The sequence below is a fragment of the Acidimicrobiales bacterium genome (assembly GCA_036378675.1).
Taxonomy (GTDB): Bacteria; Actinomycetota; Acidimicrobiia; order Acidimicrobiales; family Palsa-688; genus DASUWA01.
Genome location: DASUWA010000005.1, coordinates 126883 through 151587, shown reverse-complemented (window position 1 = coordinate 151587; position 24705 = coordinate 126883). Strand labels below are relative to the sequence as shown.

The window sequence follows — 24705 nt, the reverse complement described above, 5'->3', positions numbered from 1 at the left end:
GATCTCCAGTTCATCGCCCCTGCCAGAAAGCACCCCGTAATCCCGGAGAGCAGCGAGCTTCACGCGGAATGCCCCGCTATTGGTGGTGCTGTGACCGAGGTACCCAGCGATCTCGGCCACGGTGTGGTTCCATCCGTGCTGGGCCGCCTTTGTCAGGACGGTTGTGACCTCGGAAAGTCCGATCATCGGAAAGCCGGTCGAGGGCTTACGGCGACGCTTCTGCGTCTCTGGGGCACCCTGGGCCTTAACCGCCCCAGCCATCTCAACCTCCACTTGACTGACTCTACTGCTCGAACTATAGCATAGTCGAATCAGTTGAGTCGGTAGAGCAGCTGAGTCGCCAATCCAGGAGCGGCAGCCCAGTGGGCGGCCGAGTCCACGACCGGATAGCGGTGGTTATCGGCAACAGTCTGATGCAGCTGAGTGGCGCGCTCCATTCCTCAGCAGGTGACTGATTCTGATCAAAGCCGAGCCGCATCGCTGCATCGTATGTAGCCGGTTCCGACTGGAACACGAGCGGGCCGACTCAGTCGGAACCAACCCACTCGTGCGACTCGTTTCAGACCAGATCGTAGACCTCGGGCCAGAAGAGAACGGTCGTGGGACGGTGAGCATTCTGGCGCGGGATGCATGCCTTGGTCACGAGCGGGATTGAGCGCGCAATCGCCGAATCGGGCGTGACGAGTAGTGGCGGGGGCTGGATTTGAACCAGCGACCTTCGGGTTATGAGCCCGACGAGCTACCAGACTGCTCCACCCCGCGGCGGAACAGTCAATCTATCACTCCTCGAAAGTCAGGGGTCAGAGCGAAAAATTTCCTTGACGTTGTCGCACTCGTGTCATTACTATACGAACAGACGTTCGATGCTCGACGTCGAACCGTCGAACCGTCGAACCGTATCGTCGGCGCAGAGCCGGCCTGGTGATCCCGAACAGCCGCCCATGCGGCTCGACCCTCGGACGTGTGCCATGTGCCGTGAGCTGCGCGCTCTTCGACAATCGATCAGCGATTACGCCGGCCGCTTCGACGTTCACGCGCTGGTGCCTTCGCAGGCGGGCGAAGTGGTCAGGGAATGTTCGCGGATTGAGGCGTCGATCGCGGCGATCAAAGCATTAGCGGCCGCCAAGTCGGCGGAGGGGACCGCCTGGAAGCACGCGGGCTACCGCTCCCCGGCCGATCAGCTGGCCCAGGAGACGGGGATGAGCCCCGGCCGGGCCAAGAGAGCCTTGGAGACGGGTCGGCGAATGGCCGAGCAGCCGGAGGTCGCTGCGGCCGCCCTTGCTGGCGATCTCTCCCCCGAACAGGCCGACGCGGTATCCGATGGAGCCGCAGCTAACCCTGACAAGGCGAAAGAGCTCGTCGACAAGGCCAAGAAAATGTCGATGCCGGAGCTGAACGAAGAGGTCGCTCGGACCAAAGCAGCGGTGACCGATCTAGAAGCTCGTCGCCGGCACCTTCATGAGAACCGGTCGTTCCGCCACTACACCGACCAGGAAGGGGCCGGTCACGCTCACCTGTTTGGCAACCCCGAACACAACATCACCGTCTGGGAAGCCATCGACCCCATCAGGCGGCACCTGGTACTTCGAAGGCGTGACAGCGACCACCCCCGAGAGAGGTTCGAGGCGATCGACCACGACGCTCTGATGATCCTCGCCTCGGCAGCCACAGGCAAACCCGCCGAACTGTCCATCACCGACCTACTCGGTCTCGGCCTGTTCCCCGAACTCGACCTGTCAACCCTCGGCAATCGAACCCCTAAGGCCACGCACGCAACGCCAGGCGAGCTCAACCCGCCCAACGCCCATGCGCCCACGACAATCGCGCCGCGGCTCCAGCCCGATCTCCTATCCGGGCTCGCAGGCGACAACGTTCCAGCCCTCGCAGACGCGACTCCCTGCCCGGCCGACCTCCCTCCGTTCCTCGAAGCCGATCCAGATCCCCCGCCCACGCAACCCGGCAGCAGCAAACTGCGCCGCAAGCTCGCCGGCAGACCGGTCAAGCTAGTCATTCGCGTCGACTACGACGTGCTATTGCGCGGCTATCCGCTCGAAGGCGAGCTCTGCGACATCCCCGGCTACGGACCGATCGCGGTATCGCTCATCGAGGACCTGATGGCCACCGGCAACGTCTTCATCGCCGTCGCGTTCATGAAGGCTCTCGAAGTCAAAAGCGTCTACCACCACGGACGCCGCCCGAACGCCTACCAGAAGACCGCCCTGGAGCTGATCTACCCCGAGTGCGCGGTAAAAGGTTGCAACGTCCGGTACGGGCTGCAATACGACCACCGCGAGGACTGGGTCAAGACCCACTACACCGTCTTGGACCTCCTCGATGGTCTCTGCCAGCACCACCACAAGCTGAAAACCCACAAAGGGTGGGCGCTCGTCGAAGGCCGCGGCAAACGGGACTTCGTGCCTCCCGACGACCCCCGCCACCCGCGCAACAAAGCGAGCAGGTCCGAGTCCAATCCCCCTCCGATCCCAGCCGGGTCCAAACCAGCCCCTGGCCCGGCAGTCAACTCCGGCGGACCATGATCTTCCTCGCCGAATCCACACCTTCGCCTATCGACGGCACCCGCCAGGCCGGTCAAGGTCGCAGGAGCGACCACACGACCCGACCCTTCACCGAGCCGGGTGCGACTAAGTGCCTTGACGGGCCGGGAACGTCGAGAACCGCCACAATCGAATCGCTCCGCCGTCAGGCGGGGCATGATCGCCACGGGCTTTGGCTCAAGTCGAGAGCCTCGGCCAACTCCCAGTCCGGTCCCGATGTGGGACGATTTCTCCTGGCTGGAAGGGAGGGAGCTTGAGCCGAATCGACCTTGCCCGCCTCGACGACATCGCCGACGTACTACAGCAAGTGCGCTCCTGGGACGGTGTCGAAGACCGAGGAGGAGGCACCTTCTACTTGAAGCGGAAGCCGTACCTTCACTTCCATGTCGGTCAAGACAGCCGTCGGGCTGATATCCGCCGGTTCGATGGTTGGGTCCAGTTCGACCTACCCGAGCCGCTTCCGGCCGGCCTCAAGCAAGAGTTTCTTGTTCTTCTCGAGGACGAGTACGCCGGCCGCTGACACCTAGCCGCCGAGCACAGACCCCAACACTCAGTGCCGCACAAGCGCGGGCTCCATGACATAGTCGAAACCATGGACCTTTCAGACTTCGAGAAGATCGGCGCCGAGGACAAGTACCTGGCCGTCGTTGCGACAACCCGTGCCGATGGAACCGCACAAGCATCGGTCGTCAACGCGGGGGTACTTCCGCACCCGGTCTCGGGTGAGCAGGTCGTCGGATTCGTAACCTACGGCCCGACAAAGCTTGCCAACATCAGGAAGCGGCCGTGGACGACGGTCGTGTTCCGATCCGGATGGCTATGGGGTGCCGTCGAAGGGCCCGCCGACATCATCGGACTCGACGACGCGTTCGAAGGATTCGATCAGAAGGAGTTGCCCGAACTCCTACGAGCAGTCTTTCGGGCTGCGGGCGGAACCCACGACGACTGGGAGGAATACGACCGGGTCATGGCCGAGCAAAGACGGGCCGCCGTCTTCGTTCATGCCCAACGCGTCTACTCAAACCGCTCCTGACCGAAGCAACACGCGCACGCCCCCCTGCCGACTCCGTAGAAGTTTCAGCCGGCTTCGAGCCGTTTGATCATCCACTCGCCGGCCTGGGCGACCGCCTCGTCAGCTTCCGGTAGCAGTCCGGCGAGCATCTGGAACACGTGGAACGCTTCCGGCCACACCTCGGACTCCACCAGCACACCCGCGTCGCGCGCTCGATCGGCGAAGCGCACAGCGTCGTCAAGAAGCACCTCCGCGTCGCCCACATGGACCAATAGCGGGGGCAAGCCGGCGAGATTCGCATACAGCGGGCTGACCATTGGGTTCCACACATCTCCGTCGGGGACGTAATAGCCCGTGATCCGCTTCGTATCGGATGGATCGATCATCGGATCGACCGCAGCGCGGCTCTTGATCGAATCGCCCGTTGAAGCCAGATCCGTCCACGGCGAGATGAGATAGGCACCGGCCGGGAGTGGATCACCGGCGTCACGCAAATAGACGAGCAGAGCTGCGCTCAGTCCACCACCCGCCGAGTCGCCCGCGACGATGACCCGCGACGGATCTTCGCCACCCGGTCCTATCAACCATCGGTACGCCGCAGCAGCGTCTTCGACCGCGGCAGGGAACGGGTACTCAGGGGCGAGCCGGTACTCCACGCTCAGGCCGCGGACTCGGGCGGCACGACATAACACAGCGACCAATCGCCGGTGGGTAGCGATCGATCCCTCGAAGTAGCCGCCGCCGTGCAGATACAAAAGAGTCCCACGAGACCCGCCTCCCTCCAGCGCCCGAGTCCACTCGACGGGAACCCCGTCCGCATCGGCCGGTTCCATCGCCACACCTGGTATCGGAGGCAGAGCAGCCATCATCTGCTCGAACCCGGCCCGAAGCTCCGCGACCGTCAACGCAGGGCTGCCGCTAGCGAGACTGCGGCGCTCGAACATCAGCCCGGTGAAGTCCTTCATCTGCTGGCTGGCCATGACAGTTCCCCCCGTTCCGGCGTGCAGCGCGACCGTACATGCCGGCGGAGCATGCCGGCGGACCATGCCGGCGGAACACGCCGGCGGAGCATGCCGGCGGAACAATCGGACAAGCCCCTTGCAATCGCAGTAAAAGGCCTGGTATGTCACCGGACCGGAGGGTCGCCGACGGCGACAAGCAGATCAAAAGGGGGTCGCGAGTGCTGGCGATCCGGGCAAGGCGTGTGTTCGACGGCGTGAGACCGATCGCCGGCGGCGCGACGATCCTCATCGACGGAAGCAAGGTCGCGGGCGTCACAGCGTTCGAAGCGGAGCTACCCGAAGGCTGCGAACAGATCACGTTCCCGGACTGCACCGTTCTCCCGGGTCTGTTCGACATGCACGTCCACCTCGGAGGAGACGGTCACCTTGGAGCACTCGACCGCTTGGCACAGTACGACGACGACGAATTGGGCGAAGTGATCACCAGGGCCTTGGAGTCCCAGCTCCGGGCCGGCGTGACGACGGTGAGAGATCTGGGCGATCGCCGCTGGAGCGTGGTCGACCGCAGAGACCGCCTCCTCAACCCTGACGGGACTACGCCGAGCCCGACGATCCTGGCGTCCGGGCCACCGATCACATGCCGCCAAGGACACTGCTGGTCGATGGGCGGCGAGGCGACTGGGCCCGAAGAACTCCGCCGCGCGGTTGACGAGCGAGCCGAGAGAAAGGTCGACGTGATCAAGATCATGGCCAGCGGCGGAGCGTCGACGCCGGGCACCGACATGCTCGATTGCCAGTTCAAGCTCGAGGAGATGCGGGCCGTGGTCGAACGCGCCCACAAGGCGGGGCTGCCCGTGACGTCGCCCTCCCACGGCCTGCCCGCCGTCCAGCGATCGGTCGAAGCAGGTGTCGACGGAATCGAGCACTGCAGCTGCATGACCGATTCGGGCATCACAGTTCCGGAAGGACTTCTCGACGCGTTCGTGGACAAGGGAATCGTCATATGTCCCACGCCGGGAGCGGTCCCCGGGTTCGTGCCACCCCCCCACATCCAGGCGATCCTGGACAGGACCGGCACGACCCGAGAAGCGCGGGTGGCGGCGGTCGGGAAGATGCACCGTCGTGGGGTGCGAATCGTTTGCGGAGTGGACGCCGGGGTCGGCGACTCCAAGCCACACGGGATTGTCGCTCTCGCGATGGCCGACCTCGTCGAAGCGGGCTTCACAAACTCCGAAGCCATTGCATCAGCGACGTCGATCGCCGCCGACACCTGCGGTCTCGGGCGCAGCAAAGGCCGCCTGAAGCCGGGCTACGACGCCGATGTTCTCGTCGTCTCGGGCGATCCGCTCGAGGAGATCACCGACCTGACTCGAGTGGAGGCCGTCTTCGTCGCCGGCCGGAGAGTAAGCCCACCAGTAGGCCCACCAGCCGGCCCAGTCAGCAACCTCACCGCCGGCTAACCGCTTCCCCCATGGCTTCGACGGCCTGGGCGAGGATCGATCTCGACGTCGCGAAGTTGAACCGGACATGCCCCTCCCCCGGGGCCCCGAACGCGGGACCGTGATTGGTAGCCACCCGCGCCTTCTCGAGGAAGAAGTCCGCCGGCTCAACGTCCAGTTCGAGTCCCCTGCAGTCGAGCCAAGCGAGGTAGCTCGCCTCCGGGGGTGTGTAACTAACCGCGGGCAAGTGCGTAGCCAAGAGTTCAGCCAGGTACTTGCGGTTGCCGTCCAAGTAGGTCACCACCGCGTCAAGCCAAGATCCTCCATCCCGATAAGCAGCGAGATTTGAAGCGATGCCCAGCGTCGACGCGCCGTGAGTGTCCAGCATCGACAAGGAGCTCCATCGCTCCCCGTCGAGCGCATTGCTGATTATGAGCTGCGCGCACTTGAGCCCCGGGAGGTTCCAACCCTTGGAAGCGGACGTCAAGGTGATGGTGTGCGAAGCGGTCACATCGGAAAGGCTCGCGTAGGGAGTATGGCGCCGGTCCGGATATGTCAGCGGCGCGTGGATCTCGTCGGCCACCACCCTCCCTGCGTGCAGATCCACCACCGAAGCAAGCTCCGACAGCTCAGCCCGCGAAAACGACCGCCCCAACGGGTTGTACGGATTGCACAGCACTACCGTCCGCGCGCCAGCAGCGAGGTTCGACTCGATCCTGTCGACGTCCATCCTGTAGACGCCGTGATCGAACAACACCGGTACCTCGACGATCCGGCGCCGGGTGACATTCGGCAGTTCGAAGAAAGGCATGTATGCGGGCGTCGAAAGAATGACGGGCGATCCCTCGGGCGAGAAGTGCCTGATCGCAAGCTCGATCCCTTTCAGCACGTCCGGCAACGTGTGCACCCGGGATGGTTCGACGGTCCAGCCGTAACGACTCCGCTGGAACTCGGCGACCGCCTCAGGCAGGCCGTTCATCTCATCGCGCGCCGGGTAGCCGAACTCCTGCCGCTCTACCGCTGCCCGCACCGCTTCGCGTACCGCTGGTGCCGTCGAGAAATCCATCTCCGCGACCCAGCATGCGATGACATCCGGCTCGAACAGAGACCACTTGATCGTCCCCCGCTGCCGAAGGGTCTCCGAGCTGAAATCGTCGAAGACGAACTCAGTCTCTCGATCAGCCATACACCCGCATCACGCGTACGTTCGGACCAACGACAGGACAGCGTCCGCATCAGGGCCTTCGGCGCTCAAACCAGTCGCAGACGCTCGCAAGCGCCGCGCCGCAACAAGACAGAACTCCACGCCGTCCCCCCGAACGACAGTCGTCGGAGATTCGGAGGGAACGAACGACCACGGGTCACCGTTCGGGCCGATCAGCTCGAACGCAACCGGACCCGACAGCGCGACACCCTCGCGCGCGAACGCGTAGGGAAGCGTCCGCCAAGCAAGCCGGGCGATGTGGCGCAACCGGTCATCGGGCTTCAGCTCGACACCAACCGCGTCGGCGATGTCACCGGTGTGGATCCAGGCTTCGGCGAGCCGGGTCGAGATCAGGGTCCGGATCGATAGCTCGCCGACGACCCAGACCACCCGCCGGTGGGAGTCCGCCCCCACGAGCATCTCGTCGAACCGGCTCGAAGCATCACGCCATCGACCGAGCAACACGTCAGGGGAAGCGCCGCGCTCCTGCGAAACCATCCAGTCAGCACCGTCGTCCACCGTGCCGGCCGGGGCTCCTGAGACGTGCCCTGCGATGAAACCGGCGGTCCTTCCTTCGAGACAGGCCACCGCCATCTCGTCGGTCTGCGACAGATGGAGCACCACGTCCGCCACGGTCCACCCGGGACAGCGGGTCGGCCGTTCCCAGTCCTCAACCGCGAGCGACTCGAAGAGCCCAGCCATCTCGGCGTGCTGAGCAAGAAGCGCTGCGGCGGCGTCGACGGAGTCTTTTTCCAACCCCAAACAGCCCCTTCTACGCCGACGGAGCCTTGGGCCGAAGGGCGGGAACGACCGCGCCGATGAGCCCCCTTATCGTCGCGACGATCGTGTCGCCCCAATCGAAGTAGTCCTTCCAGCGGACGATCTCGCCGCCGCGCACGTCGAAACGGCCGCAGACCCAGATCTGGATCCGCACCGGGCCGAAGACGAGCACGTCGGTCCGCTCGGTGAGCACGGTCGGGCCGTCGGCTGAGATCGCGTGGAAATACACCTCGAACCCGGCGCTCGGCCGGCCGAAGGTCATGGTCAAGGCGCGGCGCACCCGTTCCCGGCCCCGGATGGTGGGGAGGGACGCATTTATGTAGTCGACGTCCTCGGCGAGCAGCTCGGTCGCCGTGTCGATGCGGCCGTCTTCCAACAGGAGAAGGAACCTCCGGACGAGGTCTATCGCTCCTGGGGAGACGGATCCGTTCGTTTCGGTTGCTTCGGACAGAGTGTCGGGCACGTCCAGAACGCTACCCCCGTCGTCACTAGATACCGCCGGCGGCATCGCCGGAAATATTCCGACGCCGTTCCACGCTGGAAACCGTATGGTCGGTGGGGTGCAGCGGCTGCGGATGCTCAAGGCGGGACAGGCCACCGACGGGATGGTGCTGGCGCTGGCGTGCGTGGCCCAGTTCATGGTCGTGCTCGACGTCTCGATCGTCAACGTCGCACTTCCCCAGATCGGCAGGGAGCTTCACTACTCCTCCGTGGGGCTGCAGTGGGTGGTCAACGCGTACGTCCTGACCTTCGCCGGCTTCCTCCTCCTCGGTGGGCGGGCGGCCGATCTGTTCGGGCGGAAGCGGGTGTTTATTGCGGGATTGGGTCTGTTTTCGTTGGCGAGTCTCGCGGGTGGGCTCGCCCAGACCGCGGGCGAGTTGACCGTCGCCCGGGCGGTCCAGGGCCTCGGCGGGGCGATCCTGTCCCCCGCCACCCTGACCATCATCACCACCACGTTCACCGACGGGCAGAGCCGCACGAGGGCGATCGGAATCTGGAGCTCGGTGGCGGGCGCCGGCGGGGCGACAGGAGCCGTGTTCGGCGGGATCCTCACCGGCTATCTGGGCTGGCGGTGGGTCCTGTTCGTGAACGTGCCGATCGGTGCGGTTGCTATCGCACTCAGCGCGCTGGTCCTGACCGAGGCGCGGCGTCCGGCAGCCGGAAAGCTCGATATCGCCGGAGCGATCACCGTCACGGGCGGGCTCGCACTTCTCGTGTACGCGATCGTCAGCACGGATACACACCCGTGGGGATCCGGACGGACGATCCTGCTGTTGGTGGCCGCGGCGGTGATCCTTGGACTGTTCGTGTTGATCGAAGCGCGCGGCGCATCGGCACCGTTGATGCCACTTTCGCTGTTCAAGTCGCGTTCTCTCAGCGTGGCCAACCTCACCATGCTGCTACTGGGGGCATGCTTCTTCTCGATGTGGTACTTCCTCACCCTCTACCTGCAGGAAGTCCACGGTTACAGCCCGCTGAAGGCAGGGCTGCTGTTCCTTCCGATGGGCCTGGCGATCATCGCCGGCGCGCAGGGAAGCATCAGGCTCATCAGCCGCTTGGGCGCGCCGCGCGTGTTGACGCTGGGCCTGGTTCTCGTCGCAGTGGGGTTCGTCTGGATAGCCCAACTGAACGCTTCGAGCATGTACCTCTCCGGTGTCCTGCCGGGAACGTTGATGACGTCGTTCGGGGTGGGGCTGTCGTTTACTCCTCTTGCTCAGACGGCGACGAGCGGGGTCCCCATGCAAATGGCGGGCTTGGCGTCAGGGCTTTTGAACACGTCCAGGCAGGTTGGTGGCTCCATTGGCCTCGCGGCACTGGCGACAGTCGCGACCGCCCGGACGCACGCGGTCATCCACTCGACTTCGGTGAAGCAGGCGCTCACCTCCGGATACGACCGCGCGTTCCTCACCGCCTCCATCGTGACCCTCGTCGCGCTGGCGGCTTCCTTCTTCATTCCGAGGACGCATCCGGTCGTCCCCGAGGCCGCACCGGCTCTCAGCCTCGAGCCGGCCACTGCGCCGGCCGACTGACCGACTCGACCAACCAACCAGTCCGACCAGGCCGACAACCCGACCAGGCCGACCAGGCTCAGCCGCTCCCGTACGGCCGAGTGATGATCTCGAGCAGGTGCCCGTCGGGGTCACGGAAGTAGCAGCCTCGCCCGCCATCGTTCCGGTTGATTTGTCCGCTGCGGCTGAGCATCGGATCGGCCCAGTACTCCTGGCCTCGCTCCTCGATCCGCCCGAATATCTCGTCGAACTCCGCTTCCGAGACGAGAAACGCGTAGTGCTGAGACTCGATTTCGGCTTCGGGATTCCAGTGGTCGTGGAAGTCGAGCGACACGCCGTTGTCCACCTCGACGACGAGAAACGGCCCGAACGCTTTGGGTTCGCCCAGCCCCAGGATCTCCGAAAGGTAGCCGGAGGAAACCTTCTTGTCCCGGCACAAGACGATGGTGTGGTTCAGTGCGGGCGCCATGGGTGTCCCCCTTGCCGACAGCCGAGTCGATGTCCGAGTCGATGTCCGGGTCGATGTCCGAGTCGATGTCCGGGTCGATGTCCGGGTCGATGTCCGAGTCGATGTCCGATTACCTGGTCAACTCTACGTTCTCGCCCCCGGCTCTGCCCTCTGACACTGCACTCCGACACTGCCCCCCGACTCTGCCCCAGGAGGCAGACTTCAACATGTGACCGGTTTCGCTTTCCCGGGTCCGCCGTCACCGCTACCCTCGGCCCCACCGGCTCACGTCAGGCAACGAGTTAAAGCGAGTTAAGGGGACACCATGAGGATCGTCATCTCAGGCGGCGGAATGGTCGGGCTCTGCACCGGGATGCTCCTGGCAAAGGACGGGCACGACGTGACGCTGCTGGAACGCGACGGCGCGGCGCCACCGGATCCGGACCAGTCGTGGACCGCTTGGGAACGTCGGGGAGTCAACCAGTTCCGCCTGCCCCACTTCTTCCTCGCCCGCTTCAGGTCGATCGCCGAGGCGGAGCTGCCGGAACTGGTCGACGCCCTAGCCGCCGCCGGCGCGTGCCGCTACAACATCGCCGACAACATCCCCGACGAGATGAAAGGCGGGTCTCGCCCCGACGACAACCGATTCGATGTGATCACCGGTAGGCGCACGGTGGTCGAGTCGGTCACGGCCCGTGTCGCGGAGGAAGCTCCTGGCCTGACCGTACGCAGAGGGGTCGCGGTCCGGGGCCTGGTCACCGGCCCGGCCGCGAACGGCAGCGTGCCCAACGCGGTCGGGGTAGAGCTCGAGAACGGGGAACGCATCGACACCGACCTTGTCGTCGATGCGACCGGGAGGCGTTCGCCCCTGCCCAGGTGGATCGCCGACGCCGGCGGGCCGGCGGTTCCCGAAGAGCTCGAAGACTCGGGCTTCAGGTACTACGGAAGGCATTTCCGGTCCGCCGACGGTTCCCTCCCGGCGATGTTCGGTCCGCTGAAGCAGGACTACGGCAGCGTCTCGGCTCTCACCCTCCCCGCGGACAACGGCACCTGGTCGGTAACCATCATCGCCAGCTCCAAGGATTCGGCCCTGCGAGCCGCGAGCGACCCGAAGAAATGGGAATGCGCCATCAGGACGCTGCCCCTCGCCGCCCACTGGATCGACGGCGAGCCGATAGACGACGGCGTTGCAGTCATGGCGAAGATAGAAGACCGGATTCGCGAATACGCGCCCGGCGGCAAACCCGTCGTGACGGGGGTCCTGGCCGTCGGCGATTCGTGGTCGTGCACGAACCCTTCGTTGGGGCGCGGCGCGAGCATCGGGCTGATGCACGCGGCACTTCTGCGCGACGTAATACGCGACAACGGCGATGCGGACCCGTGGAAGCTGGCGTCGGTCTGGTACGAGCTGACCCGCACGGAGGTCGAGCCCTACTACCGCGCAACTCTCGGGTTCGACCGCGCTCGGCTCGCCGAGGTCGATGCGATCATCGCCGGCAAGCCGTTCACCGACACCAACTCGGAGTGGAGCCTCACCAAAGCTCTCGAAGGACTCTCGCTCGAGAACCCGGACTTCCTTCGCGCCAACCTAGAAATCGGGATGCTCCTCCGGCGTTCGGACGAAGTAGCGCAAGACCCCACCGTCATGGAGATCCTCGACCGCGACGTCGAGGCATCCGACCAGCCGCCGCTCGGCCCGACGAGGACCGAGCTGCTCGCCGCGATCTCGTAGAGGAGAAGCTCTTATGCAAGTCGACAGTGGAGGCGTCAAGCTCAACGTGGAGCTGTACGGTCCGGAAAAAGGAACACCGGTGTTGCTGCTCCATGGCTTTCCGGATACCGGCCGGTTGTGGACGAAGCAGATCGAGCCGCTCGCCGCGGCGGGTTACCGATTGATCGTTCCCGACCTGCGCGGCTACGGGTTGTCCGACAAGCCGGCCGGCGTGGACGCGTACAACCTCCTCTTCCTCGCTGCCGACCCTGTCGCGATCCTCGACCGGCTCGGGGTCGAGAAGGCGCACGTGGTCGGCCACGATTGGGGGTCGGCAGTGGCGTGGGGAATGGCCTCCTTCGCCGCCGACAGAGTCGACCGGTTGGTGGTCCTGTCGGTGGGGCATCCACTTTCGTTCGCGTCGGCGGGGTTCGAGCAGAGAGAGAAGAGCTGGTACATGCTTCTCTTCCAGTTCGAGGGAGTCGCCGAGCACTGGTTGTCCGACAACGACTGGGCCAACTTCCGTGCCTGGGCCCACCACCCGGACACCGACGGTGTGATCAGAGACCTGGAGAAGAACGGCTCGCTCACTCCGGGACTCAACTACTACCGAGCCAACGTGCCCCCACAGACGCTGATCGACCCGCCGCTCGAGCTGCCGAAGGTGACCGTCCCCACCATGGGCGTCTGGAGCACCGGGGACTTCGCCCTTACCGAACACCAGATGACCGGATCCTCAGAGTTCGTCGCCGCTCCGTGGCGTTACGAACGCGTCGAGGGACCCGGCCACTGGTTGCAGTGGGAGGCCCCGGACCAGGTCAACGCGCTGCTTCTGGACTTTCTGTCCGGCTGACAAGCTGGTGTGGCTCCCGGCGCCGCCGGGGGTAAGAACAGCGTCGGGATTCCGAGCAGGAGAGGTGACGATGGCCCGCGAGTGGCACAGGGGCTCTATCGAACTCAGGGACGGCTACACGATCATGGACGGCAGCGGGAACATGGCCCATCAGGTCCCCAACGCCAAGTTCAGCATCGAGGGCGGCTTCCTCTACGTCGACGTCCACGGGGCTGATGACGTGCAGGTCGTGTCGTCGGAAGCGGTCCGTCTGTTGACGTACCAGCGCAAGGCCCGCGAGTAGAGCCTCGGCCGGATCCCCAGCCTGGGTTTCCCCGTCTCGCTTTCCCCGTCTGGTTCCCCCGTCTCGTTTCATAGTCTGGGGCGATGCGCTTCGCCTTCAAGACCGCCCCGCAGAACACGGCCTGGGAGGACATGCTCGCTGTCTGGAAGCTGGGCGACGAGATCGACGTGTTCGAGTCAGGCTGGACGTTCGACCACTTCTACCCGATCTTCTCCGACTCCACCGGACCTTGCCTCGAGGGGTGGGTCACCCTGGCGGCCCTGGCCCAGGCCACACGCAGGCTGCGGTTGGGCGTGATGGTCACGGGCATCCACTACCGCCATCCTGCGGTTCTCGCCAACATGGCCGCGACCCTGGACATCGTCTCGGGCGGACGTCTCGACGTCGGGTTAGGCGCCGGATGGAACGAAGAGGAATCGGGGGCCTACGGGATTCCCCTCGGGACGCCTCGTGAACGGAGCGACCGGTTCGAGGAGGCCTGCCGGATCCTCATCGGGTTGTTCCGCGATCCGACGACCGACTTCGACGGTCGGTTCTACAAGCTCACCGCTGCCCGGTGCGAACCCAAGCCGGTGCAGTCGCCACTTCCGATCTGCATCGGCGGCAACGGCGAGAAGCGGACACTGCGAACAGCCGCGCGCTACGCGAACCACTGGAACTTCGTCGGCGGGACGCTCCAAGATTTCGTCCGCAAGCGCGACGTACTCCGGGAGCACTGCGCGGCGATCGGCCGCGACGCCCGCGAGATCACGCTGTCGGCCCACGTCCCGTTGGGACCGGACAATGACCCCGGCCCCGGGATCGAAACGGCCAACCGCCTCGCCGACGAGGGATTGGACCTGGCCATCTTCCAGCTGCGCCCGCCGCATACGCCCAAGGTCCTCGAAGAGATAGCCGAGGCGATCGCCGGGTCCCAGTAACCAAGACGATGCCAATCAGACGACCCAATCAAACTACGGAGTTGCAACGGTGACTGAAACAACTTCTCGGACGCAGGCCGCGACACCCCCTGGGAAAGACTCCTCCCCCCGGCATCTCGGGATAGCGCTTGCGGTCATCGGAACCGCTCAGCTCATGGTCGTCCTCGATGCGTCGATAGTCAACGTGGCCCTGCCCTCGATCCAGCGGGCCCTCCACTTCGGCGGAGCAAACCTCGAGTGGGTGATCAACGCGTACACCCTCGCGTTCGGCGGCCTGCTGCTGCTGGGCGGCAGGACCGGTGACCTGTTCGGACGCCGGCGCATGTTCGGCATCGGGGTCGGGTTGTTCACCGTCGCATCGCTGCTGGGTGGCCTCGCCAACAGCCAGGCCTGGCTGATCGCCGCCCGCGCCGCTCAGGGAGTCGGCGGCGCGATCGCCGCGCCAACCGCGCTTTCGCTCGTGGCCGCAAACTTCAGGGAGGGCCGGGAACGCAACCGGGCGATGGGCGTCTACAGCGCGATGTCGGGAGCCGGGGGTGCCATTGGTGTTCTCCTCGGCGGCATACTCACCTCGACGATCAACTGGCGGTGGGTGCTGTTCGTCAACGTGCCGATCGGTCTCGCGGTCATCACTCTCGCGCCCCGGGTGCTCGTCGAAACCGAACGTAAGCAAGGAAAGCTCGACCTGTTGGGTGCGCTCACCGCGACGGCGGGCATGTCGCTCCTCGTGTACGGCCTGGTCCACGCCGCGACGCACCAGTGGGGCAACGCCGGCACAATCGTGCCGATCGGCCTCGCCGGGGTCTTCCTGCCGTTCTTCGTGTTGTGGGAGACGAGGGCGCCGGAGCCGTTGATGCCGCTGCATCTGTTTTCGAACAGGAGCCGGTCTGGCGCGTACGCGGTCATGCTGGCGATCGGGACGTCGATCTTCTCGATGTTCTACTTCCTGACTCTGTTCATGCAGGACGTCCTCGGCTTCAGCGCGTTGAAGACAGGAGTTGCTTACCTACCGTTCGCGATCTCGATCATCCTCGTCGCGACGACAGTCGCCCGGGTCGTGACTCGGATCGGGCCGCGGCCCCCGATCATGGTCGGCACCCTGCTCGGTGCGGGAGGCCTGTTCTGGATGTCCCAGCTGACCCCGAGCAGCAGCTACGGGGGTTCGATTATCGGGCCGATGATCCTTGTCGCAAGCGGGATGGCCGCTTGCTTCGTCCCGCTGACGATCACGACGGTGGCGGGGGTGGCACCGCAGGAGTCCGGAATCGCGTCTGCGCTGCTGAACTCCGGGCAACAAGTCGGCGGGTCGCTCGGACTCGCCGTTCTGGGCACTGTCGCCGCGACGGTCACGCGCAACCACTTGATCAGCAGCGGCTTCCCTGCCCTGTCACGCGTCCCCGCAGGCGCCGGCCCGGTGCTCAAGCACCTCCCGCCCCAGATCCACCACACCGTGAACCAGGCCTTCACCAACGGATACGTCGCCGCGTTCCGCGTCGGCACAGTGATACTGCTCACTGCGTTTGTGGTCGCGTCGCTGGCGATCCGGGTGAGGCCGCCGGCCGCGCAGGCCGCCCAGGTGCCCGCCTTGTAACAGGGCTAGAGCAAATCCAACGGTTGGGTCCACACCGATCACCCGGTCGAGCACTGTTGGGCGATCTCGAATCCTCGGTTAGGACCACATACCCGGGGCCGCGTACGCTCTGCCGGCGTGCCCCACCCACGAAAGTTTCGCTTCGGAGTCCAGCTCACCAACGCCGGCTCGCACTCGTCCTGGGCCGATGTGGCCCGAAAGGCCGAGGACCTCGGCTACTCCTCCCTTTTTCTTCCCGATCACTTCGGGGACCAGCTCGCACCGGTTCCTGCGCTGGCCGCGGCCGCCGCGGTCACGACTCAGCTGCGCGTCGGCGCCCTCGTTTGGGACAACGACTACAAGCACCCCGTCGTCCTCGCCAAGGAGGCGGCGACCATCGACGTAATGTCGGGAGGGCGGCTCGAGTTCGGCATCGGCGCCGGCTGGATGAACACCGACTACGAGCAGTCCGGCATCCCGAAGGACCCGGCTTCGGTAAGGATCGAGCGGCTCGCCGAGGCGATCTCGATCTACAAGGGCCTTTGGGGCCGGGGAGAGTTCTCCTTCGAAGGTAGGCACTACCGGATCAGCCACCTGGACGGGCTTCCCAAGCCGGTCCAGCAGCCGCATCCGCCCGTGCTGATCGGCGGAGGCGGGCCGAAGATGCTGGCGCTTGCGGCGCGTGAGGCCGACATCGTCGGGCTCAACCCGGCGATCCCCAAGGGTTTCGTGGACGCGTCGGCGTCGGCGGAGCTTGCCCCTGCACAAGTTGAGAAAAAGGTGGAGCGGGTGCGGGAAGAGGCTGGTGATCGTTTTCGGGATCTGGAGCTGAACGTACTCGTCTTCGTCACCACGATCGGTCAATCAGCGCGCACCCAACGCGAGTCGGTCGCGAATCTGCTCTCGATCAGTGTCGAGGATCTCGACGCGTCGCCTCACGCGTTGGTCGGGGAGACCTCGGCTGTTGCGGATCAGCTGCGTGCAGCGCGTGACCGTTGGGGCACCTCGTACTTCGTGTTGCAGGGAGAGGCCCCAATGGAACAGGCCGCGCCGGTGGTGGCCGAACTCGCCGGTACCTGAGGATCAGTTTGATGCAGTGATCTCTTGCGGGCTTCGTGCTCTAACGTTCGGCGGGTGAAGACGGGAAGGCCGTCCTGGACAGCCCGGTGGGTCGCCACCCGGCGAGCCGCTCTCCACGACAGGCGTCCCGCACGGGGAGACGCCGAGGCAGAGCGGCGGGTCTACGAGGACCTGTCGATCCCCCTCCTCCTACCGGGCTTGGCCCGCCCCGCCGGAATGTGGACCCGTACCCGGTTCATAGATCGTCGGATGGTGGAAGGCTTCGACGGGGGCGTCGCACAGGTCGTGGTGGTCGGCGCCGGGTACGACTGCAGGCCGCTCCGGTTCAGCGAAGCACCGGTCAGGTGGTTCGAGGTCGACCATCCGTCGACCCAGCAAGACAAGCTCCGGCGCTTGGCAAGAACCGGCGCCCGGGCCGATCACATTTCGTTTGTTTCTCTCGATCTCAACGAGGGCGACCTCAGCGCGGAGCTGGATGCTGCGGGGCACGATCCTGAGTCGTCGACGTTGTGGCTGTGCGAAGGCCTGTTCCCGTACCTTTCGCGAGATGTGATCGTCCGTTTGTGCGGGATCTTGCGATCCCGGTCGACCGCTGACAGCGTGCTGGTTTGCAACGCGCTGGTGCGCGGGTCCGGCAGAGCCTTGAGCAGGCTCTTGAGAGCTGGCGTCGACACCGTGCTCGCTGCTGCCGGCGAGCGGCGGAAGGCGGAATTCGCGCCAGGCGACCTCGAGGGCCTCCTCGCCGACTCTGGGTGGTGCATAAGCGAGAAGGAGCTCACCACTCCGGCACGCAGCGACGAGACGTATCTGGTGGCTATCGCGGCGTTCCCCAAGCCTCCCGTTCCCTAGGCGCCGGCGCTGCGGCTGCGCCCATGCCACTACGCGGTGGACATATCCCAGCAGAATGGCTGAATGGAAGGACACCTGATCACTGTTGACGGCGAGAGCCACGAGGTCACGACGGACGCGCTCAAGGGGCTGATCGACTCAGGAGCAAGGTTCTGGCTAGACCTCGCCGGCTTGGACGAGCAGACGGCAAACACGGTCCTGCGGGATACCTTCGGGTTCCACCCGCTCGCGGTGGAGGACGCCGAGCACTTCGGCCAACGCCCGAAGATAGACCCTTATGACGGCTACGCCCTGATCGTGGTGTACGGAGTGTCGCCAGCAGGATCGCTTGTCGAAGTTCACTGCTTCTACACGGAGAACTACCTGGTCACGGTCCATCACGATCCTTGCCCCGATCTCACCAAGCTGGTGGAGCGGCTCCGCGCCAAAGCCGGGCCCCGCCCGGACCACGTGATGCTGCTGTACCGGGTGATGGACCTGCTCATCGACGGATATTTCCCGGTTCTCGCTCATATCGACGACGAGATCGACGAGCTCGAAGACGAGATTCTCGCGCGGCCGACCGAACAGCAACTCGGAACGCTCTTCGACCTCAAACGATCTCTTATCGCGATGAGGAAGGTCGTCACCCCTCAGCGGGACATGTTCGCATCCCTCCTTTCCGGCCGAGACTCCCTGCCCGGGATGACCCCCGACGCGGAGCGCTATTTCAGGGACCTCTACGATCACCTGATCCGCATCAGCGATTTGGTCGACAGCTATCGCGATCTGCTGAGCGGGGCGCTCGACACACACCTGTCGACAGTGTCCAACCGGCTCAACGTGGTAATGAAGCAGCTCACCATCATCGCCACGATCTTCCTGCCGTTGAGCTTCCTGACCGGTTTCTTCGGGCAGAACTTCGGATGGATGGTCAATCGACTCGACAGCTTCCCGGTATTCGTCGGGGTCGGGATCGGGCTGCAGGTGCTGGCCGCCGGGGGGCTGCTAATGGTCTTCCGGCGAAGGGGGTGGATGTCCTCCGAGGGGACCGTGCCCTCGGCGGTCCCCGCCGAGCGGCGGCGCGTCGCCGGCAACAAGCGCTGGAAGATCGTCCACCCAGCGCCTGATCGGCTACCGGCCCTGCCGCATCCGGAGGTTCCTCACCCGCACCTCTCGCTGGAGTAACCCGCACGCCGGCGTGGGTACGATGCTCGTGTGGGTCACGGCATGATCGACGGCGACAAGTGGATCGCTCAGCGCTTGGCCTTCCTGCGTGAGCTTCTCAAAACCGAACTCCCCGATGACCAGCGGAAGGCGGTCGAGGACGAAATAGAGAAGCTCCGAGGGGAGCGAGGGATCCACATTGGAGGGCCACGGCACCGCTGGTTCCCGTCGAGGTGGATCGGCCGGCGCAGAGCCGGCAGTTAGATCCCCGGCGCAGAGCCGGCAGTTAGATCGCCCCTGCCTGCTCAGCCCCAACCGAGCTCCTCGAGCCGGGCGTCCGAGATCCCGAAATGGTGCGCCACCTCGTGGATCACCGTCTCGGTGACCATGCTGACCAGCTGCTCCTCGGAGCGGGCGATCGACGAGATCGGTCCCCGGAAGATGGTTATGCGGTCGGGCATGACCGCCCCGTAGGACAACGGCGACCGCCTGGTGAGGTCGACTCCCTGGTACAGGCCGAGCAGCGTCCCTCTCCGCCCCTCCAGCTGCTCCGGTGTCGGCCAGTCTTCGACGAACACAGCGACGTTCTCCATCAGCCGCCCCAATTCCTCGGGAATGCTGTCGAGAGCGTCGGCTACGAGCTGTTCGAACCTGGCCCGATCGACGTCGATCACAGCTGCGACCCTACGAGCACGCAGCTGATATGGCCGTCGTGAGTGTCGTCGCTTAAGGCCGAAGCTCGAGCCCGTAGCGGGATGCAATCTGGCTCAGCCGTTCCAGGTCCGGCGGTGCCGTCATCGGCGGAGGCACCTCGCGGCGCGGCGCCGGCTCGCCGGCTTCTTCGAAGAACTTGTCGACGCCTCCGGGCGTGTAAATGATCAGGAGCCGCAGCGGCCCCGGGCCGATCGGCTCGAACGTTTCGAGTGTTCCTTTGGGGAAGTAGACAACCGTGCCGGCGTGAGCCTCCCGCTTCTCACCGTCGAACTGGTAGACCGCTGATCCCTCGATGATGTAAGTGATCTCGCCCCCGGCGTGAGTGTGGGGCGGCGGGCCGCTCCCCTCCGGGATCGTCATCTCCATCACGGTCGCCGAGCCACCGGTCTCGTCACCGGAAGCCTTCACCTCGTAGAGGCCACCGAGCATCCAGATCGGCTTGCCCTCTCCCTGCGGCCTGATCACGGTCTTGTCGCTCATCCACTCTCCCCCATGGTCGGTTTGTCCAGCACGGAGCACTGACGGAGGCACCGTACGCTCGCCGCCCAATCACCGGAGCGATCTATGTCCGAAAGTATGGGTTACGGAGGCTACGCTCCGCCGCAAGCAAGAAGGGAGTACTGGTGAGCAACCTGGCTACCGTGCAAGGAATCTACGAGTCTTTCGGTAAGGGCGACGTGCCGGCGATACTCGATGTTCTGGCGGACGACGTCGAATGGGAGTCCTGGGAGAACAACTCAGCCGTCAACGCGGGCGTGCCGACCATGATCCCGAGGCGGGGCAAGGCCGACGTGGTTCATTTCTTCGAAGTCGCGGGTCAAATGGAAATAACCGACCTGCAGATCATCAGCATGATGGAAGGCGGCAACCAGGTCGCGGTGGAGTTCGTGCTCGAGGCAAATCTACCGTCGTGGGGCGGTGGCCACTACCGTGACGAGGAGATTCACCTTTGGACCTTCAACGATGAGGGCAAGATCACCCGCCTGCGCCACTACATCGACACGGCCAAGCACATCGCCGCTTACAAGCTGTAGCCCTCACGCAGCGATGAGCGCTTCGAGTCGAGACGCGTCTCCGCTATCGAGATCGCGGAAGGCGACGCGGTAGCGCCACCCGTCATCGAGCTCTTCGGCTGCGACGGTGGAGGTGGCGCACACGATCGTCGTCCCGTCCGGCAGGCGGAGAATCACCATCGGATCTCCTTCGCCCTCGACGGCCCGCAACGTTTCGATGCACGCTCCTCCGACGCTTATGTCAACCGTCCTGCCGGCGACGCCGTGCACCGACGCCGCGTCGGACACCGGGCACAGCGTGACTGGAAGGTCCATCTGGCGGCGGGGCCACTTACGCCGCTGAATGCGTTCGATCACCATGTCGGTGCACCGCAAGGTCTTCTCGTCAGAGCTGACGTCGCCGATCAGCTTGTAAAGCGCGTCGGGCGCGAACACGCTTACCGTCGCGTGGTTGCGGTCACCGATCGAGAGGAGTCCCCCGTCCGGCAGGACGGTGACAATCGTTCCCTCGACGGACTCAACAGTGCCTGTCAACGCGATCCCGTCGCATTCGATCAGCGCGGTCTGACCGAGTAGGTGATCGAACCAGTCGAGGTGCTCGCTCGGCAACCCGACGATCTGTTTTGTGGCTGGTGGGTCATTCACGTATCAAATTCAAACAGCGACTGCGCACAACCGCAATGGGCTGGGGCTTTTGTCGGATACAACCCAACTGGTCCTTCTCAGGGACCGCTGATCCGCCTGACAACCGCGTCGAGCCTGCGGTCCGGCAAAAGGCGTCTCATCGACGCCATCAAATGCGCATCGCGGCCGACCAGATATCTCGTCTTCGGCCGGCCCGACAGGAGTGCGTGCTCGACCGCTTTGGCGACCTTCTCGGGCGGTACCGCGTTCTTGATCTGAAACTCGAGTCCCTTCTTCACGCCCTCGATGTGGCGCGAATAGAGCTCCCGCGCGTCGGACGGGTATTCCGCTTCCAACCGTGCGACGGTCTCGCTGGCCTTGTTCCATATTTCGGTCCTGATCGCACCCGGTTCGACGATGGCGACCTGGATACCCCAGGGATGCAGCTCCTGACGCAGCGAGTCACCGATCGCCTCTATCGCGTGCTTCGAAGCGTTGTACGGGCCGAGCGACTGCGTCGACACCCTGCCTCCGATCGATCCGATGAACACGATCCGGCCCGCCGCGGACTTCCGCACCAGGGGCAGCATCGCCTTGGTCACCGCGACCTGGCCGAACACGTTCACCTCGAACTGGTCGCGCCATTCGTCGAGTTCGAGGAACTCGATGGGTCCTCCGCGCCCTACGCCGGCGTTGTTGACGAGCCCATCCAGGCGGTCGACCTCGCTCTCCACCCGTTTGGCCGCGGCCTCGATCGAGGCCTGGTCGGTGACGTCCACGATCACCGGAGTGAGCCGGTCCGATCCCTGGGAACGCAACCGGTCGCCGTCGCTCTCACGCCGAACACCCGCGTACACCTGGTGTCCCAGCCGGTCCAGGTGTAGTGCGCAGGCTTCGCCGATGCCAGTGGAGGAGCCGGTGATGAGGATCGTCTTCATATCGAGAACCTAGCCCACCCATGTGGGCGACTCAGGAGGTTCTGGACCTTTTGACGTGTTCGCGAAGCTCGTACTTCAGGACCTTTCCGGCCGGATTGCGCGGCAGCACTTCGACGATGTGCAGGTGGCTCGGCAGCTTGTACCTGGCCAGGGACCGTCCCCCGAAGTCGCGGAGCTCATCCAACGTGAGGGATGCGCCCGGCTTCAACGCAACCACCGCTGCAACCGCCTCACCCCATCGATCGTCGGGCACCCCGATGACGGCCACCTCCGCGATTGCGGGATGCTCGTAAAGCGCACTCTCCACTTCCGCCGGGTAGATGTTCTCGCCCCCGCTGATGACCATGTCCTTTACCCGATCGGCGATGAACAGGAATCCGTCGGCGTCCAGGTAGCCCACGTCGCCGGTATGGAACCAGCCCTTCTCGTCGATCGCGTCTCGTGTCGCGTCCGGCCTGTTCCAGTAGCCCTTCATGATGTGGGGGCCACGGGTGCAGATCTCGCCGCGGATGTCGGGCTCCTCGATCACGTCTCCTTCGGCGTCGACGATCCGAACCTCGACGAACATCGGAGGGCGGCCCGCCGACCCGAGCTTGGCGAGTGAGTACTCCGGGCCGAGGAACGAGACCGCCGGCGACGTTTCGGTTAGCCCGTACCCCTGCTGGATCGGTATGCCGCGTCCGTTGTAGAGCTTGATCAGCGGTTCGGGTACCGGGGCACCACCGCATATCAGCATTCGGAGGCTGGTGAGGTCCGTCGTGTCGAACGCGGGATGCTGGCTCATGAAAAGGAACATCGCGGGGACGCCGAACATCGAGGACACGCCGTAGCGAGGTATCGCTTCGAGGCACGCACCCGGATCGAAGCTGCGAAGCAGCACGACCTCGCCGCCCTTCTGCCACGTGACCAGCGTGTTGACGTTCAATCCACCGATGTGGAACAAGGGCGCCACGACGAGGCTCACGTCGGTCGCGAGCACGTCCATCATGTGAAGGACGTTGGTGTTGTTCCACCAAAGGTTGCCGTGGGTGAGCATCGCCCCCTTCGGCCTCCCCGTCGTGCCGGAGGTGTACATGATGAGCGCCACGCCACCGGGGTCGCCGGGCTCGACAAGCTCGATGGGTTCGTGCGCGCCGACCATTTCCTCGAACGATCTCCAGCCATCCGTCAGAGCACCCTCAACTGCGAGGTACGCGCGGACGGGCAAATCCGAACGTACCGAATCGATCAACCCGCGGTGGTCCGCGTCGACCACGAGAGTGTGCACTCCGGCGTCGTTGATGATGAACGACAGCTCCGGGCCGGTGAGCCTGAAGTTCAACGGCACGAAGATCGCACCGAGACGAGCCGCGGCGAACATGGTCTCGAAGAACGCCGGATGATTGAGCCCGAGGTAACCGACCCGGTCCCCGTTGCTCACACCCCTCGCGCGAAGGCCCGCCGCGAACCTGTCGATCCGCTGAGCGAACTCACCAAACGTGATCGTGGATCCTTCGAAGGTGAGAGCCCGCGCCTCGGGCGTGGCCTGAGCCCGTTTGGCCAGCCAGCTGCCGAGGGTTATGTCGGGAGTGGATCTCATAGCGACTTCAGCCATTCGAGAAGGAGGTCGTTGACCTCGGACGGACGTTCCTGCTGCACCCAATGCCCGCAGCCGGAGAGGATGTGGCTTCCTCGCAGCCCGGGCAGTGTCGTCGGAAAACGGGAGATAGCGTTCGCGCCCCAGATCGTCGGACCGTCAAGCTCACCTCCGATGAACAATGACGGAACCGTGATCGGCCGTCCCTTCCAGGGCTGGAGGTCGAGCCAGTCGCGGTCCACGTTCCGGTAACGGTTGAGCGGGCCGCGAAATCCGGTGCGTTCGAACTCGCCCACGTAGAAATCAAGATCCTGCTGGGTGAGCCACGAGGGCAGCGCATCCGGAATGGTGAACCTGTCCCGGACCATCCCGCCGGGCCGCACGGTCGCGATGGTCCCGCCGTCGGGAGCCCGGATCGCGTCGCCCGAGGCGGCCACCAGGAATCCGAGCACCCAGTACCGCACGTCCAGCTCCGCCTCGGCCTCCGCCCTGCCCGGCTCCTGGAAGTAGAGGATGTAGAACTCCTCCTCTCCGCCCATCGCCTTGAAAGCCTCGGTCGGGCGGCGGCTGCTCGGCGGGCTGTACGGGACGCTCAGCATGGCCACCGCCCGGAAGACGTCCGGTCTCAGCAACGCGGAGTTAGCTGCGATGGGCGAGCCCCAGTCGTGTCCCACGACGACGGCGCTGTCGTGGTCGAGGGCCTCGACGACGCCGAGGTTGTCGTTGACGTGCTGAAGCATGCCGTAGGCGGAGACCTCGATCGGCGCAGAAGACCTCCCGTACCCTCGAACGTCGATGGCCGCTACGTGGTAACCGGCCTCGGCGAGCGCGGGAATCTGGTGACGCCACGAGTACCACGACTCCGGAAATCCGTGCACCAGCAGGATGAGCGGGCCGGCCGGGTCGCCTTCCTCGACCAGGTGAATCCTCGACCCGCGGGCATCGACGATGCGGCTGTTCCCCATACCGGCGACAATAGACAGCGGCGCCCCCCGCCGCGCTGCCGAACGGAACCTGCC

The 24705-nt window shown here is 65.0% G+C and carries 29 protein-coding genes and 1 tRNA gene; 16 read left to right on the top strand and 14 right to left on the bottom strand.

Going from position 1 to position 24705, the window contains the following annotated elements:
• The 3 genes from VFZ97_01920 to VFZ97_01910 all read right to left on the bottom strand — a co-directional run.
• Window positions 1–273 (bottom strand): hypothetical protein (locus tag VFZ97_01920; GenBank protein HEX6392167.1); only part of this gene is annotated, 273 nt, incomplete at its 3' end.
• 38 nt (window positions 274–311) lie between these two features.
• Window positions 312–437: a hypothetical protein gene (locus tag VFZ97_01915; protein HEX6392166.1), complete on the bottom strand. Its 126-nt coding sequence runs from the start codon at window positions 435–437 to the stop codon at window positions 312–314.
• A 251-nt stretch (window positions 438–688) separates the two neighbouring features.
• Window positions 689–762: transfer RNA gene (locus VFZ97_01910), tRNA-Met, on the bottom strand.
• Between the two features lie 179 nt (window positions 763–941).
• Between VFZ97_01910 and VFZ97_01905 the strand changes: the two genes are divergently transcribed.
• The 3 genes from VFZ97_01905 (at window position 942) to VFZ97_01895 (ending at window position 3588) form a co-directional block, all read left to right on the top strand.
• Entirely contained in the window at window positions 942–2537 is a 1596-nt protein-coding gene (locus VFZ97_01905) for a DUF222 domain-containing protein (GenBank protein HEX6392165.1), read from the top strand.
• 271 nt (window positions 2538–2808) lie between these two features.
• Entirely contained in the window at window positions 2809–3075 is a 267-nt protein-coding gene (locus VFZ97_01900) for a hypothetical protein (protein HEX6392164.1), read from the top strand.
• A 72-nt stretch (window positions 3076–3147) separates the two neighbouring features.
• On the top strand, window positions 3148–3588 hold the full coding sequence (locus VFZ97_01895; GenBank protein HEX6392163.1) for a hypothetical protein: 441 nt from the start codon (window positions 3148–3150) through the stop codon (window positions 3586–3588).
• Window positions 3589–3632: 44 nt separating this feature from the next.
• Here VFZ97_01895 and VFZ97_01890 read toward each other — a convergent pair whose 3' ends face one another.
• Window positions 3633–4697, bottom strand: coding sequence for an alpha/beta hydrolase (locus tag VFZ97_01890; GenBank protein ID HEX6392162.1), 1065 nt, complete (start codon window positions 4695–4697; stop codon window positions 3633–3635).
• Between VFZ97_01890 and VFZ97_01885 the strand changes: the two genes are divergently transcribed.
• Entirely contained in the window at window positions 4691–5989 is a 1299-nt protein-coding gene (locus VFZ97_01885) for an amidohydrolase family protein (GenBank protein HEX6392161.1), read from the top strand. The two genes, VFZ97_01890 and VFZ97_01885, sit on opposite strands and share 7 nt — an antisense overlap.
• Here VFZ97_01885 and VFZ97_01880 read toward each other — a convergent pair.
• The 3 genes from VFZ97_01880 to VFZ97_01870 are packed head-to-tail and all read right to left on the bottom strand — an operon-like array spanning window position 5976 to window position 8415.
• Complete coding sequence (locus tag VFZ97_01880) at window positions 5976–7154, bottom strand: MalY/PatB family protein (GenBank protein ID HEX6392160.1); 1179 nt, start codon at window positions 7152–7154, stop codon at window positions 5976–5978. The two genes, VFZ97_01885 and VFZ97_01880, sit on opposite strands and share 14 nt — an antisense overlap.
• Window positions 7155–7163: 9 nt before the next feature.
• Window positions 7164–7928, bottom strand: a complete 765-nt coding sequence (locus tag VFZ97_01875; protein ID HEX6392159.1) for a maleylpyruvate isomerase family mycothiol-dependent enzyme — start codon at window positions 7926–7928, stop codon at window positions 7164–7166.
• Between the two features lie 16 nt (window positions 7929–7944).
• Window positions 7945–8415: a limonene-1,2-epoxide hydrolase family protein gene (locus VFZ97_01870; protein ID HEX6392158.1), complete on the bottom strand. Its 471-nt coding sequence runs from the start codon at window positions 8413–8415 to the stop codon at window positions 7945–7947.
• 97 nt (window positions 8416–8512) lie between these two features.
• Here VFZ97_01870 and VFZ97_01865 point away from each other — a divergent pair, with 97 nt between their 5' ends.
• Window positions 8513–9982 carry an MFS transporter gene (locus VFZ97_01865; protein ID HEX6392157.1) on the top strand — a complete coding sequence of 490 codons (1470 nt, stop codon included), beginning with the start codon at window positions 8513–8515 and terminating at the stop codon, window positions 9980–9982.
• A gap of 58 nt (window positions 9983–10040) precedes the next feature.
• On the opposite strand, the gene VFZ97_01860 is transcribed toward VFZ97_01865, so the two are convergent.
• The gene (locus VFZ97_01860; GenBank protein HEX6392156.1) at window positions 10041–10430 is read right to left on the bottom strand and encodes a VOC family protein; all 390 of its coding nucleotides are present in this window, start codon (window positions 10428–10430) and stop codon (window positions 10041–10043) included.
• 11 nt (window positions 10431–10441) lie between these two features.
• Here VFZ97_01860 and VFZ97_01855 point away from each other — a divergent pair, with 11 nt between their 5' ends.
• The 10 genes from VFZ97_01855 to VFZ97_01810 all read left to right on the top strand — a co-directional run bounded on the left by VFZ97_01855 (window position 10442) and on the right by VFZ97_01810 (window position 19085).
• Window positions 10442–10642, top strand: coding sequence for a hypothetical protein (locus tag VFZ97_01855; protein ID HEX6392155.1), 201 nt, complete (start codon window positions 10442–10444; stop codon window positions 10640–10642).
• Window positions 10643–10734: 92 nt separating this feature from the next.
• On the top strand, window positions 10735–12141 hold the full coding sequence (locus VFZ97_01850) for a hypothetical protein (protein HEX6392154.1): 1407 nt from the start codon (window positions 10735–10737) through the stop codon (window positions 12139–12141).
• A 13-nt stretch (window positions 12142–12154) separates the two neighbouring features.
• Window positions 12155–12973, top strand: a complete 819-nt coding sequence (locus VFZ97_01845; protein HEX6392153.1) for an alpha/beta fold hydrolase — start codon at window positions 12155–12157, stop codon at window positions 12971–12973.
• 70 nt (window positions 12974–13043) lie between these two features.
• Complete coding sequence (locus tag VFZ97_01840) at window positions 13044–13256, top strand: hypothetical protein (protein ID HEX6392152.1); 213 nt, start codon at window positions 13044–13046, stop codon at window positions 13254–13256.
• 83 nt (window positions 13257–13339) lie between these two features.
• Window positions 13340–14176 (top strand): LLM class F420-dependent oxidoreductase, encoded by an 837-nt coding sequence (locus tag VFZ97_01835; protein HEX6392151.1) that lies wholly within the window; start codon window positions 13340–13342, stop codon window positions 14174–14176.
• A 49-nt stretch (window positions 14177–14225) separates the two neighbouring features.
• Window positions 14226–15767: an MFS transporter gene (locus VFZ97_01830; GenBank protein HEX6392150.1), complete on the top strand. Its 1542-nt coding sequence runs from the start codon at window positions 14226–14228 to the stop codon at window positions 15765–15767.
• Window positions 15768–15884: 117 nt separating this feature from the next.
• On the top strand, window positions 15885–16826 hold the full coding sequence (locus tag VFZ97_01825) for a TIGR03621 family F420-dependent LLM class oxidoreductase (protein HEX6392149.1): 942 nt from the start codon (window positions 15885–15887) through the stop codon (window positions 16824–16826).
• Between the two features lie 54 nt (window positions 16827–16880).
• On the top strand, window positions 16881–17675 hold the full coding sequence (locus tag VFZ97_01820; protein ID HEX6392148.1) for an SAM-dependent methyltransferase: 795 nt from the start codon (window positions 16881–16883) through the stop codon (window positions 17673–17675).
• Window positions 17676–17738: 63 nt separating this feature from the next.
• Window positions 17739–18842: a magnesium/cobalt transporter CorA gene (gene corA / locus VFZ97_01815; protein ID HEX6392147.1), complete on the top strand. Its 1104-nt coding sequence runs from the start codon at window positions 17739–17741 to the stop codon at window positions 18840–18842.
• A gap of 30 nt (window positions 18843–18872) precedes the next feature.
• Window positions 18873–19085 carry a hypothetical protein gene (locus VFZ97_01810; protein HEX6392146.1) on the top strand — a complete coding sequence of 71 codons (213 nt, stop codon included), beginning with the start codon at window positions 18873–18875 and terminating at the stop codon, window positions 19083–19085.
• A gap of 41 nt (window positions 19086–19126) precedes the next feature.
• On the opposite strand, the gene VFZ97_01805 is transcribed toward VFZ97_01810, so the two are convergent.
• Both VFZ97_01805 and VFZ97_01800 read right to left on the bottom strand, forming a co-directional pair.
• Window positions 19127–19495: a metallopeptidase family protein gene (locus VFZ97_01805; GenBank protein ID HEX6392145.1), complete on the bottom strand. Its 369-nt coding sequence runs from the start codon at window positions 19493–19495 to the stop codon at window positions 19127–19129.
• Window positions 19496–19547: 52 nt separating this feature from the next.
• On the bottom strand, window positions 19548–20015 hold the full coding sequence (locus VFZ97_01800) for a cupin domain-containing protein (GenBank protein HEX6392144.1): 468 nt from the start codon (window positions 20013–20015) through the stop codon (window positions 19548–19550).
• Window positions 20016–20158: 143 nt separating this feature from the next.
• Here VFZ97_01800 and VFZ97_01795 point away from each other — a divergent pair, with 143 nt between their 5' ends.
• Entirely contained in the window at window positions 20159–20569 is a 411-nt protein-coding gene (locus VFZ97_01795; GenBank protein HEX6392143.1) for a nuclear transport factor 2 family protein, read from the top strand.
• A gap of 3 nt (window positions 20570–20572) precedes the next feature.
• Here the strand turns inward: VFZ97_01795 and VFZ97_01790 are convergent, their stop codons facing one another.
• The 4 genes from VFZ97_01790 to VFZ97_01775 form a co-directional block, all read right to left on the bottom strand.
• Window positions 20573–21193, bottom strand: a complete 621-nt coding sequence (locus VFZ97_01790; GenBank protein HEX6392142.1) for a PilZ domain-containing protein — start codon at window positions 21191–21193, stop codon at window positions 20573–20575.
• Between the two features lie 77 nt (window positions 21194–21270).
• On the bottom strand, window positions 21271–22110 hold the full coding sequence (locus tag VFZ97_01785; protein HEX6392141.1) for an SDR family oxidoreductase: 840 nt from the start codon (window positions 22108–22110) through the stop codon (window positions 21271–21273).
• A gap of 31 nt (window positions 22111–22141) precedes the next feature.
• On the bottom strand, window positions 22142–23704 hold the full coding sequence (locus VFZ97_01780; protein HEX6392140.1) for a long-chain fatty acid--CoA ligase: 1563 nt from the start codon (window positions 23702–23704) through the stop codon (window positions 22142–22144).
• On the bottom strand, window positions 23686–24651 hold the full coding sequence (locus VFZ97_01775; GenBank protein ID HEX6392139.1) for an alpha/beta hydrolase: 966 nt from the start codon (window positions 24649–24651) through the stop codon (window positions 23686–23688). The genes VFZ97_01780 and VFZ97_01775 overlap by 19 nt, the downstream gene beginning before the upstream one ends.
• Window positions 24652–24705: the final 54 nt, after the last annotated feature.

Bases quoted from the DNA above. Each gene is read 5' to 3' on its own strand.
- VFZ97_01915 (HEX6392166.1), bottom strand. From the start codon at position 437: ATGGAGCGCGCCACTCAGCTGCATCAGACTGTTGCCGATAACCACCGC.
- VFZ97_01905 (HEX6392165.1), top strand. From the start codon at position 942: ATGCGGCTCGACCCTCGGACGTGTGCCATGTGCCGTGAGCTGCGCGCT.
- VFZ97_01895 (HEX6392163.1), top strand. From the start codon at position 3,148: ATGGACCTTTCAGACTTCGAGAAGATCGGCGCCGAGGACAAGTACCTG.
- VFZ97_01885 (HEX6392161.1), top strand. From the start codon at position 4,691: ATGTCACCGGACCGGAGGGTCGCCGACGGCGACAAGCAGATCAAAAGG.
- VFZ97_01880 (HEX6392160.1), bottom strand. From the start codon at position 7,154: ATGGCTGATCGAGAGACTGAGTTCGTCTTCGACGATTTCAGCTCGGAG.
- VFZ97_01860 (HEX6392156.1), bottom strand. From the start codon at position 10,430: ATGGCGCCCGCACTGAACCACACCATCGTCTTGTGCCGGGACAAGAAG.
- VFZ97_01850 (HEX6392154.1), top strand. From the start codon at position 10,735: ATGAGGATCGTCATCTCAGGCGGCGGAATGGTCGGGCTCTGCACCGGG.
- VFZ97_01845 (HEX6392153.1), top strand. From the start codon at position 12,155: ATGCAAGTCGACAGTGGAGGCGTCAAGCTCAACGTGGAGCTGTACGGT.
- VFZ97_01840 (HEX6392152.1), top strand. From the start codon at position 13,044: ATGGCCCGCGAGTGGCACAGGGGCTCTATCGAACTCAGGGACGGCTAC.
- VFZ97_01835 (HEX6392151.1), top strand. From the start codon at position 13,340: ATGCGCTTCGCCTTCAAGACCGCCCCGCAGAACACGGCCTGGGAGGAC.
- corA (HEX6392147.1), top strand. From the start codon at position 17,739: ATGGAAGGACACCTGATCACTGTTGACGGCGAGAGCCACGAGGTCACG.
- VFZ97_01800 (HEX6392144.1), bottom strand. From the start codon at position 20,015: ATGAGCGACAAGACCGTGATCAGGCCGCAGGGAGAGGGCAAGCCGATC.
- VFZ97_01785 (HEX6392141.1), bottom strand. From the start codon at position 22,110: ATGAAGACGATCCTCATCACCGGCTCCTCCACTGGCATCGGCGAAGCC.
- VFZ97_01780 (HEX6392140.1), bottom strand. From the start codon at position 23,704: ATGGCTGAAGTCGCTATGAGATCCACTCCCGACATAACCCTCGGCAGC.
- VFZ97_01775 (HEX6392139.1), bottom strand. From the start codon at position 24,651: ATGGGGAACAGCCGCATCGTCGATGCCCGCGGGTCGAGGATTCACCTG.